Origin of the sequence: Streptomyces sp. NPDC059853 (assembly GCF_042731495.1) — a bacterium.
In the GTDB taxonomy this organism is placed as follows: domain Bacteria; phylum Actinomycetota; class Actinomycetes; order Streptomycetales; family Streptomycetaceae; genus Streptomyces.
The window spans coordinates 1-9977 of the sequence record NZ_JBHWJL010000192.1 but is presented as its reverse complement, the minus strand read 5'-3'; the positions used below and the strand labels follow the sequence as shown (position 1 = coordinate 9977).

Here is a 9977-nt window from a genome sequence, read left to right as displayed (position 1 = left end):
CGCTGGACCATCGGCCTGCACGCCGACCTGTCCGGCCCGCAGGCACCGCAGGGCCGGGGCCAGCACAACGGCATCACCCTGGCCCTGGAAGAACTGAACGAACACGGCAACCTCCCCTTCCGGCTGGCCCTGGCCGTCCACGACGACGTCGGCGACCCGCCGAGCGCCGCCCGCGCCGCAGCCGAACTCGCCGCCGACCCCGCCGTCCTCGTCGTCATCGGCCCCACCGGCGACGCGGTGGCCGATGTCGCCGCCCGGGTCTACCAGGACGCCGGGGTACCGGTCCTGACGCTGTCCGCCGGTGACTTCGCCCACCGGGCCGACTACCCCACCGTCCTGCACGGCCGTCCCGCCACCTGGGCCACCGGCCTGGCCATCCCCGGCTGTCTCGCCCTGGCCGACCCGCCGCCGTCCCGGATCGGCCTGGTGGACGACCGCGCCGCCGACCGGCACAGCTGGCTCATCACCCGCGCCGTCGGCTCCGCCGTGGACCGCACCCGGACCGGCCTGGTGCCCAAGGTGCTGCCCGCCGGCACCGAGGACGTGGCGCCCGCCGCCGCCGAACTGCTCGGCCACGGGGTGGACGCCGTGGTCTACGGCGGCCCCGCCGACGGCGCCGCCCGGCTCGCCCTCGCCCTGCGCGCGGCCGGCTGGTCCGGCACCGCGTACGCCACCGAGGCGGCGCTCGACCCGGTCTTCCTGGCCGACGCCCGGGAGGCCGCCGAGGGCTGGCACTTCGTGTCCGGCTGCACCGACGCGCTCGCCGACCCCCGTACAGGCGGCTTCGCGCCCGTCTACCGCCGCCGTTTCCGCCGGGATCCCGAACCGTACGCCGCCGAGGGGTACGACGCGGCCCGCATGGTCGTCACCGCCATGCAGCGCACCCTGGAGGAGGGGGAGAGTCTCAGCCGCTCCGGTGTGCTGAGCCGGCTGCGGGTCCTCACCTATCACGGGCTCGCCCGCCCGCTGGCCTTCGACGGGGCCGGTGACTACGCGGGCGCGGGCCCGGCCGCCTATCGCTATCAGGTGCAGTCCGGCCGGTTCCGGTTCCTGGGGCCCGCACCGGAGCGGCCGGCCGGCGTCGATGAGTAAGCTGCCGCCATGACGGACGAGTTGCCCGAGGTCAAAGCCTCCGACGCCGAGCGGGAGCAGTACGCCGAGATCCTGCGGACGGGGCTGGCCGAGGGCCGGCTCACCATGGAGGAGTTCGAGGAACGGCTCACCTCCGTGTACGCGGCCCGCACCCGCGGCGAACTGGAGCCGCTCATCCGCGATCTCCCCGAGCGCGTCGAGTCCCCGGCATCGCCCGCCGCCGGGGTGCCGGCCCGCGCCGGACGGAGCTGGGCCGACCGGATCGGCCGGCCCGCCACCTCCCGGGGGGCCTTCGCCGTACTCGGCGGGTTCGCGCGCCGCGGCGGCTGGACGATGCCGCGCCGCTTCCGGGCGCTGGCCTTCATGGGCGGCGGCACCATCGATCTGCGCGAGGCCGCCTTCGAGGACCGCGAGGTGACCATCCGGGTCGTCGCCGTCATGGGCGGGGTGTCGGTCACCGTGCCGCCGGAGGTCGGGGTGGAGGTGCGCGGCATCGGCATCATGGGCGGCTTCGATCCGACCGCCGACCGCGAGGCCGCCCCGGGTGCTCCGCGCGTGGTGATCACCGGCCTGGCGTTCTGGGGCGGCGTCGGCGTGGAACGCAAGCCGGTCGAGGGGGAGAAGAAGCGCCTGGCGTCCGGCGAGGAGGACTGACGCCGCGGCGGACGGTCAGCGGGTGGAGACCCGCACCCAGACCCGTTTGCCGCCGGGGGTGGGCTCGAATCCGATGCCGTCGGCCATCTCCCGCAGCAGCCACAGCCCCCGCCCCTCCTCGGCGCTCCAGTCGGGGAGGGTGATCCGGGGGAGCGCGGCGGAACTGTCGGTGACGGCGACGCGGACCGCGTTCTCCTCCAGGGACAGCTCCAGCCGGCAGCGCGGATCGGGGACGTGGCGGGCGACGTTGGCGAGCAGTTCGGTGACCCCGTGCAGGACGACTTCGGTCACCGCGTCGTCCTGCTCCCACTCGCGCATCGCCAGCTTCGCCAGCCGCCGGAAATGCGCGAGGTCCGACCGTCTGGCTGTCAGCAGCCAGCTGTAGGAGAGGGGCTGGGCGTCGGTGCTCCGGCTGGCGAGCGTCATGATCCCTCCATGTGCTCAGGGTGTGTCGATGAGCGCGTGCGCTGCGTACCCTCTCGCACCCTGCCCCGGTCGGGCAGACCCTGATTCCCGGCCGTACGCAAGGACTTCAGCCGCACATGTGGAGTTCATATCACTCGCATGAGTGGCGAAGGCAGTGGCGAAAGCCCGGAATCGGGTTCACGCCACTGCCTGCCGGTCAGTTGACCGGGAATCGACCGCCCGGCGGGGTCACCGGAAGGAGACCTCCGCCTCCGGTGTCCCGGTGACCCCGCGTGACCCGGCCCGCGGCCCTCAGTCCTCGATCGCGGCCGCGATCGCGTCCCCGATCGGCGTGGTGGGCCGGCCGATGAGCCGCGACAGGTCGCCGGGTGTGGCGGCGAGCAGCCCTCGCTCGATCGCCGTGTCCACGTCGACCAGCAGCTCCGCGTACGGCTCGGGCAGCCCGGCGGCCAGCAGGTTCGCCCGCTGTTCGTCGGCGCCGACCGGGGTGTAGCGGACCTCCGTGCCGGAGAGGCGGCTGATCTCGGCCGCGTACTCCGCGAAGCTCCAGGCGGTGTCGCCGCTCAGCTCGTACGCCTTGCCCTCGTGGCCCTCGCCGGTGAGGACGGCTGCCGCGGCGGCGGCGTAGTCGGCGCGGGAGGCGGAGGCGACCCGGCCCTCGCCCGCGGCGGCGACCACGCGGCCGACCTTCAGCACCGGGCCCAGCTGGGCGGTGAAGTTCTCGTGGTACCAGCCGTTGCGCAGGAAGACGTACGGCAGGCCGGAGGCGAGCAGCGCCTCCTCGGTGGCCTTGTGCTCGTCGGCCAGCGCGAAGTCGGCGGCGGGGCCGCCCAGGACGCCGGTGTAGGCCAGCAGGGCGACGCCCGCCTCCCGCGCGGCGTCGATGACGGCGGTGTGCTGGGGCAGGCGCCGGCCGACCTCGCTGCCGGAGATCAGCAGCACCCGGTCACCGGCGGCGAAGGCGCCGCGCAGCGTGGCCGGGTCGTCGTAGTCGGCGATCCGCAGCCGGACCCCGCGCGCCGCGAGGCCGGCCGCCTTGTCCTGGTCGCGCACCACCGCCACGACCTGCTCCGCCGGTACGGACTCCAGCAGGCTGTCGACGACCAGCCGTCCCAGCTGGCCGGTGGCTCCGGTGACTACCCACATGCGCGTTCTCCCTCGGGGTGGTTCTCGCTCGGTGTGCCGTCCACGCTAAGCCGGGCACTAACTCAGGGAAAGTACCTACTTTGACGTAAGCTACTGGCATGGACGTACGTGAGCTGCCCAGTGTCAATGCCGCCGGGTGCCCCTCCCGGGCGGTGCTGGAACATGTCACCAGCCGCTGGGGTGTCCTGGTGCTGGCCCTGCTGCTGGAGGAGGAGACCCTGCGGTTCAGCGAGCTGCGCCGGGCGATCTCCGGCATCAGCGAGAAGATGCTGGCCCAGACCCTCCAGACCCTGGAGCGGGACGGCTTCGTGCACCGCGCCGCGCAGGCCGTGATCCCGCCCCGGGTGGACTACTCGCTCACCGATCTCGGCCGGGAGGCCGCTGGTCATGTGTGGCAGCTGGCCCGCTGGGTGGAGCGGCGGCTGCCCGAGGTGCAGGAGGGGCAGGAGCGGTACGACCGGGCCCGCGCCGCGCGCTGACTCAGCCGCCCCAGTGGCCCGCGAGCGCGGCGGGCATCTGCCGCAGATGGTCGTCCGTGCAGCGCAGGAGCGCCGCCAGTGAGCCGTCGCCGTGCCGGTTCCAGGACTGGGTGGCCAGGGTGGAGGCCATCGCGTACGCGCCGACCAGCAGCCCGGGGCGCAGATCGCCGGGGCCGGTGCGCTCCCGGCGGGCCAGGACGGCGGCCAGCCGCTGATGTCCCTCGGCGTGCCGCACCAGCTGGGCGGCCCGCAGTTCCGGCTCGGCGCAGATCAGCCGCAGGCTCGCCAGCAGGATCTCCAGCGGCCCCTCGGCGGCCCGTTCCATGGCCCGCCGGCCGGCCTCGTGCAGCGCGGTCAGCGGGGGCTCGTGCGCCGGGCGGCGTTCGGCCTCGGTGAGAAAGAGTTCGGTCAGTTCCCGGAGCGGCTGCAGGACCAGTTCCTCCTTGCTGGCGAAGTAGCGGAAGAACGTCCGTTCCGAGACCCCGGCCCGGCGGGCGATGTCCCCGATCGTCGTCCTGCCGTACCCCTGGTCCTCGAAGAGGGCGAGCCCGAAGTGCAGCAACTCGTGCCGGGTGCGCAGTCTGCGGCTCTCGCGCACGCCCGGTCCGGTGATGTCGCGTCCCATGCCCGGCATCGTACGTCGTTGAAATGTGCATGAAAACGGACACGTATCGATCCGCTTGCGTTTCGATGAGAGCCCGTCCTACGCTCCCTCCGTACGATGCCGTTTCGATGGACGAGGATCCCCATGGCGGACCAGCCCACCGACACGCCCCTGCGGCGGACCTCCCGCACCAAGATCACCCCCGAGCGCGAGGCCGAACTCTACGAGGCCGTGCTCGAACTGCTGCGGGAACGCGGCTACGACGCCCTCACCATGGACGCCGTCGCCGCCAGGACCCGCTCCAGCAAAGCCACCCTCTACCGCCAGTGGGGCACCAAGGGTCAGCTCGTCATCGCGGCCCTGCGGCACGGCAAACCCTTCGACATCGACGACATCGACACCGGCACGCTCGCCGGTGACCTGCGGGAGATGGCCCGCCGCACCGGCCGGGCCGCCTGCGAGGACACCGAACTCCTCCAGGGCATCACCGTCGCCGCCCGCCAGGACGAGGACCTGCGCCTGGCCATGCGGGAACTGCTGATCCGCCCGGAGGGCGCCGTGCTGGACCGCGCACTGCAGCGCGGCGTGGCACGCGGGGAGGTCCAGCCGGACAACCCCGCCCTCGGCTACGTCATCCCCGCCCTGCTCGGCGCCCTGATCGCCCGCCCGCTGATCGAGGACGACTACGCCGACGGCCCCTACCTGGAGCACTTCCTGGACTCCGTGGTCCTGCCCGCCCTGCTCGGCCGGCCCGCCCCCGCGCCGGGCTGACCCGGCCCCGCCACCCACCCCCGCCCGTCCCCGCACCCCCCTCCGCCCGGCCTCCCCCACCACGGCCGGGGCGGCGCCGCTCGCCCGACCCCCTCATCACGCCCCACGCTTGATCAGGAGACCCCCTCATGGCGACCTTCCTCTACAGACTCGGACGCTTCTCCTTCGAACGACGGCGCGCCGTGGCCCTGCTGTGGGTGGTGCTGCTCGGCCTCGCCGGCGCCGGCGCCGCCACCAACTCCGAGCCCGGCTCCGCCGAGTTCACCATCCCGGGCACCGAGGCCCAGCGCGCCTTCGACCTGCTGAACGAGCGCTACCCCGGCTCCGGCGCGGACGGTGCCACCGCCCGCGTCGTCGTCCGCGCCCCCGAGGGCGAACTGATCACCGACCCCGCCCACCGGGCCGCCGTCCAGGACCTCGTCGCGGACCTGCGCACCGGCTCCGACAAGGTCGCCCAGGTCGCCGACCCGTACGAGACCCAGGCCGTCAGCCAGGACGGGACCACCGCCTACGCCCAGGTCTCCTACCTGGTCAAGGGGCTGGAACTGGAGCAAGCCGACCGCGACGCGCTCGAAGCCGCCGTCGAGGCCGGGCGCGCCGGCGGACTGACCGTGGAGATGGGCGGCGACGCCCTGCTGGAGATCCCCGCGACCGGCGTCACCGAGGTCATCGGCGTGGCGGTGGCCGCCGTCGCCCTGGTCGTCACCCTCGGCTCGCTGATCGCCGCCGGACTCCCGCTGCTCACCGCGCTGATCGGGGTCGGCGTCGCCGTCGCCACCATCACCGCGCTCACCGCCACCCTCGACCTGGACAGCACCACCCCCATCCTGGCCATGATGCTCGGCCTCGCCGTGGGCATCGACTACGCGCTGTTCATCGTCTCCCGCTACCGCGCCGAACTCGCCGAGGGCCACCCGCACCGGGAAGCCGCCGGACGCGCGCTGGGCACCGCCGGATCCGCCGTGGTCTTCGCCGGGCTCACCGTGATCATCGCCCTCGCCGGGCTCGCCGTCGTCAACATCCCCATCCTCACCAAGATGGGCCTGGCCGCCGCCGGTTCGGTGGCCGTGGCGGTGCTCATCGCCCTCACCATGATCCCCGCGCTGCTCGGCTTCGCCGGCGACCGCATCCTGCCCCGCGCGGCCCGCCGCGCCCGCGCCACCGGCCCCGCCGTGCCGCCCGCCCGGGAGACCACCGACGCGAGCGCGGAACGGACCCCCGGCCCGGGCGCCGGGACACCCGGACGCCCCAACATGGGCACCCGCTGGGCCCGCTGGGTGCTGCGCCGCCCGCTGACCGTCCTGCTGGTGGGCGTCGTCGGCCTCGGCGCCCTCTCCCTGCCCGCCGCCGACCTGGAACTCGGCCTGCCCGACGACGGCAGCAAGCCCGCCGACACCACCCCGCGCCGCGCCTACGACCTGCTCGCCGAATCCTTCGGCGCCGGCTTCAACGGCCCCCTGATGGTCGTCGTCGACGGCCGGGACACGGCCGGCGGCGTCACCGCGGCGGCCGAGCGGGCCCGCGACCGGATCGCGGACCTCGACGACGTCGCCGTGGTCACCGAGCCGGTGCCGAGCGAGGACGGCTCCACCGCCATCCTCACCGTGATTCCCGCCTCCGAGCCGCTGAGCACCGAGACCGAGGACCTGGTGGGCGCGATCCGGGACTCCGCCGCCGCGCTGCACGCCGACACCGGTGCCACGCTGCTGGTCACCGGACAGACCGCCATGGGCATCGACGTCTCCCAGAAGCTCGACGACGCCCTCCTGCCGTATCTGGCGCTCGTCGTCGGCCTCGCCTTCCTGCTGCTGATCCTCGTCTTCCGCTCGCTCCTCGTCCCGCTGAAGGCCGCCCTCGGCTTCCTGCTCTCCGTGCTGGCCGCACTCGGAGCCGTGGTCGCGGTCTTCCAATGGGGCTGGCTCAGCGGGGTGTTCGGCGTGGAGGACACCGGCCCGGTGATGAGCCTGATGCCCATCTTCCTGGTCGGCGTGGTCTTCGGACTCGCCATGGACTACGAGGTGTTCCTGGTCACCCGGATGCGCGAGGCGTACGTCCACGGCGCCGCGCCCGACGAGGCCGTGATCACCGGATTCCGGCACGGCGCCCGGGTGGTGACCGCCGCCGCCGTCATCATGATCAGTGTCTTCGCCGGGTTCGTCGGCTCCGACGAACCGATGATCAAGATGATCGGACTCGGCCTGGCCATCGCGGTCTTCTTCGACGCCTTCGTCGTCCGGATGACGCTCGTGCCGGCCGTCCTCGGCCTGCTGGGCCGCTCCGCCTGGTGGCTGCCCGCCCGGCTGGACCGGATCCTGCCCGACGTCGACGTGGAGGGCGAGAAGCTGCAACAGCGCCTGGCCGGGCCGGACACCGAGCCCCGCACCCGCGAGACCGCGGCCCCGTAAAACGGTTCAGCGGCACGCGCGTGGCAGGCGGCCCGAGTGTCGGTGCCGCCTGTCACAATGCACAGCGCGGCGCAGAGCGCGCCGGGGAAGCGGAGCATGAGACGTGACACAGTCGGCAGCGGGCAGGTCCATCGAGAGCCGGATCGCCGAGGAACTCGGCGTGCGCGAGGGGCAGGTGACAGCCGCCGTGGGGCTGCTGGACGGCGGCTCCACCGTGCCGTTCATCGCCCGCTACCGCAAGGAGGCCACCGGCACGCTGGACGACGCCCAGCTGCGCGCCCTGGAGGAGCGGCTGCGCTATCTGCGTGAGCTGGAGGAGCGCCGCGCGGCCGTCCTGGAGTCCGTCAGGAGCCAGGGCAAGCTGGACGAGGCCTTGGAGCAGCGGATCAACGCCGCCGAGACCAAGGCCCGGCTGGAGGACATCTACCTCCCCTACAAGCCCAAGCGCCGCACCAAGGCCCAGATCGCCCGCGAGGCCGGTCTCGAACCGCTGGCCGACCAGCTGCTGGCCGACCCGGCGACCGACCCGCAGACCGCCGCCGAGGCGTACACCGACGCGGCCAAGGGCGTCCCGGACGCGGCGGCGGCCCTCACCGGCGCCCGCGCCATCCTCACCGAGCGGTTCGGCGAGGACGCCGACCTCATCGGCGAACTGCGCGAGAAGATGTGGACCACCGGCCGGCTGGCCGCCCGGGTCCGCGAGGGCAAGGAGGAGGCCGGCGCCAAGTTCGCCGACTACTTCGACTTCGCCGAGCCGTTCACCAAGCTGCCCTCGCACCGGATCCTGGCCATGCTGCGCGGGGAGAAGGAGGAGATCCTCGACCTCACCCTCGACCCGGAGCCCGCCGACACGAAGGACACCGCCGAGGGCCCGAGCGCCTACGAGCGGGCCATCGCGCACCGGTTCGGCATCAGCGACCGGGGCCGCCCGGCCGACGCCTGGCTCGCCGAGACCGTCCGCTGGGCCTGGCGCACCCGCATCCTGGTCCACCTCGGCATCGATCTGCGCACCCGGCTGCGCACCGCCGCCGAGGACGAGGCGGTCGAGGTCTTCGCCGCCAACCTGCGCGACCTGCTGCTCGCCGCCCCGGCCGGCACCCGCCCCACCATGGGCCTCGACCCGGGGCTGCGCACCGGGGTGAAGGTCGCCGTCGTGGACGCCACCGGCAAGGTCGCCGCCACCGACACCGTCTACCCGCACGCGCCGCGCCGCGACTGGAGCGGGGCGCTGGCCCGGCTCGGCGCCCTGGTCACCGAGCACGGCGTGGAACTCATCGCGATCGGCAACGGCACCGCCTCGCGCGAGACCGACAAGCTCGCCGCCGAGCTGATCGCCGCCCTCGCCCCGGCGAAGCTCACCAAGATGGTGGTCTCCGAGGCCGGCGCCTCGGTCTACTCCGCCTCCGCCTACGCCGGCGAGGAGCTGCCCGACCTGGACGTGTCGCTGCGCGGAGCCGTCTCCATCGCCCGCCGGCTCCAGGACCCGCTCGCCGAACTGGTGAAGATCGACCCGCGCTCCATCGGCGTCGGCCAGTACCAGCACGACCTGTCCGAGGTGAAGCTCTCCCGCTCGCTGGACGCCGTCGTCGAGGACTGCGTGAACGGCGTCGGCGTGGACGTCAACACCGCCTCCGCGCCGCTGCTCTCCCGCGTCTCCGGCATCTCCGGCAGCCTCGCCAAGCTGATCGTCGCGCACCGCGACAGCAACGGCCCCTTCCACAGCCGCCGGGCGCTGAAGGACGTGCCCCGGCTCGGCCCCAAGGCGTTCGAGCAGTGCGCGGGCTTCCTGCGCATCCCCGGCGCCGCCGACCCGCTGGACTCCTCCGCGGTGCACCCCGAGGCGTACCCGGTGGTGCGGCGCATCGTGCGCGAGACCGGCAAGGAGGTGACCGCGCTCATCGGGGACAGCGCCGCGCTGCGCGCGCTGAAGCCCGCCGACTACGTGGACGACACCTTCGGGCTCCCCACGGTCACCGACATCATCCGCGAGCTGGAGAAGCCGGGCCGCGACCCGCGCCCGGAGTTCCGGGCCGCCCGCTTCAAGGAGGGCGTGGAGAAGATCGGCGACCTGGAGCCGGGGATGATCCTGGAGGGCGTGGTCTCCAACGTCGCCGCCTTCGGCGCGTTCGTCGACGTCGGGGTGCACCAGGACGGCCTGGTCCATGTCTCGGCGATGTCCGCCAAGTTCGTCTCCGATCCGCGCGAGGTGGTCAAGCCCGGGGACATCGTGCGGGTCAAGGTGCTGGACGTGGACGTGAAGCGGCAGCGCATCTCGCTGACCCTGCGGCTGGACGAGGAGCGGCCGGCCGCGGGCGGCCGGGGCGAGCGGGAGCGCGGCGGCGCCCCGCGCCAGCGGGACCGGCGCGGCGGCCAGGGCGACCAGCGCGGCGGGCGCCAGGG

The 9977-nt window shown here is 73.8% G+C and carries 9 protein-coding genes; 6 read left to right on the top strand and 3 right to left on the bottom strand.

Features of this window, described 5'->3' with window-relative positions; all coding sequences use genetic code 11:
• Both ACFV5N_RS19110 and ACFV5N_RS19105 read left to right on the top strand, forming a co-directional pair.
• Positions 1–1092, top strand: a 1092-nt coding sequence (locus ACFV5N_RS19110; protein WP_385601062.1) for an ABC transporter substrate-binding protein, incomplete at its 5' end; no start/stop codon positions are given.
• Positions 1093–1101: 9 nt separating this feature from the next.
• Positions 1102–1746 (top strand): DUF1707 domain-containing protein, encoded by a 645-nt coding sequence (locus ACFV5N_RS19105; protein WP_385601059.1) that lies wholly within the window; start codon positions 1102–1104, stop codon positions 1744–1746.
• A 15-nt stretch (positions 1747–1761) separates the two neighbouring features.
• On the opposite strand, the gene ACFV5N_RS19100 is transcribed toward ACFV5N_RS19105, so the two are convergent.
• Positions 1762–2172, bottom strand: coding sequence for an ATP-binding protein (locus ACFV5N_RS19100; RefSeq protein WP_385601057.1), 411 nt, complete (start codon positions 2170–2172; stop codon positions 1762–1764).
• Between the two features lie 291 nt (positions 2173–2463).
• Positions 2464–3318, bottom strand: coding sequence for an SDR family oxidoreductase (locus ACFV5N_RS19095; RefSeq protein WP_385601054.1), 855 nt, complete (start codon positions 3316–3318; stop codon positions 2464–2466).
• Between the two features lie 98 nt (positions 3319–3416).
• Between ACFV5N_RS19095 and ACFV5N_RS19090 the strand changes: the two genes are divergently transcribed.
• Entirely contained in the window at positions 3417–3797 is a 381-nt protein-coding gene (locus ACFV5N_RS19090; protein ID WP_385601051.1) for a winged helix-turn-helix transcriptional regulator, read from the top strand.
• A 1-nt stretch (position 3798) separates the two neighbouring features.
• Here ACFV5N_RS19090 and ACFV5N_RS19085 read toward each other — a convergent pair whose 3' ends face one another.
• Positions 3799–4422, bottom strand: a complete 624-nt coding sequence (locus ACFV5N_RS19085; RefSeq protein WP_385601048.1) for a TetR family transcriptional regulator — start codon at positions 4420–4422, stop codon at positions 3799–3801.
• 123 nt (positions 4423–4545) lie between these two features.
• Here ACFV5N_RS19085 and ACFV5N_RS19080 point away from each other — a divergent pair, with 123 nt between their 5' ends.
• From ACFV5N_RS19080 to ACFV5N_RS19070, 3 genes are all read left to right on the top strand, one after another.
• Positions 4546–5172 (top strand): TetR/AcrR family transcriptional regulator, encoded by a 627-nt coding sequence (locus ACFV5N_RS19080; protein WP_385601045.1) that lies wholly within the window; start codon positions 4546–4548, stop codon positions 5170–5172.
• A 128-nt stretch (positions 5173–5300) separates the two neighbouring features.
• Positions 5301–7577 (top strand): MMPL family transporter, encoded by a 2277-nt coding sequence (locus ACFV5N_RS19075; protein ID WP_385601042.1) that lies wholly within the window; start codon positions 5301–5303, stop codon positions 7575–7577.
• 103 nt (positions 7578–7680) lie between these two features.
• Positions 7681–9977, top strand: a 2297-nt coding sequence (locus tag ACFV5N_RS19070; protein ID WP_385601038.1) for a Tex family protein, incomplete at its 3' end; no start/stop codon positions are given.

What these genes read in the sequence shown, in the direction of transcription:
- ACFV5N_RS19100 (WP_385601057.1), bottom strand. Translation starts at nt 2,172, where the DNA reads ATGACGCTCGCCAGCCGGAGCACCGACGCCCAGCCCCTCTCCTACAGC.
- ACFV5N_RS19105 (WP_385601059.1), top strand. Translation starts at nt 1,102, where the DNA reads ATGACGGACGAGTTGCCCGAGGTCAAAGCCTCCGACGCCGAGCGGGAG.
- ACFV5N_RS19090 (WP_385601051.1), top strand. Translation starts at nt 3,417, where the DNA reads ATGGACGTACGTGAGCTGCCCAGTGTCAATGCCGCCGGGTGCCCCTCC.
- ACFV5N_RS19085 (WP_385601048.1), bottom strand. Translation starts at nt 4,422, where the DNA reads ATGGGACGCGACATCACCGGACCGGGCGTGCGCGAGAGCCGCAGACTG.
- ACFV5N_RS19080 (WP_385601045.1), top strand. Translation starts at nt 4,546, where the DNA reads ATGGCGGACCAGCCCACCGACACGCCCCTGCGGCGGACCTCCCGCACC.
- ACFV5N_RS19095 (WP_385601054.1), bottom strand. Translation starts at nt 3,318, where the DNA reads ATGTGGGTAGTCACCGGAGCCACCGGCCAGCTGGGACGGCTGGTCGTC.
- ACFV5N_RS19075 (WP_385601042.1), top strand. Translation starts at nt 5,301, where the DNA reads ATGGCGACCTTCCTCTACAGACTCGGACGCTTCTCCTTCGAACGACGG.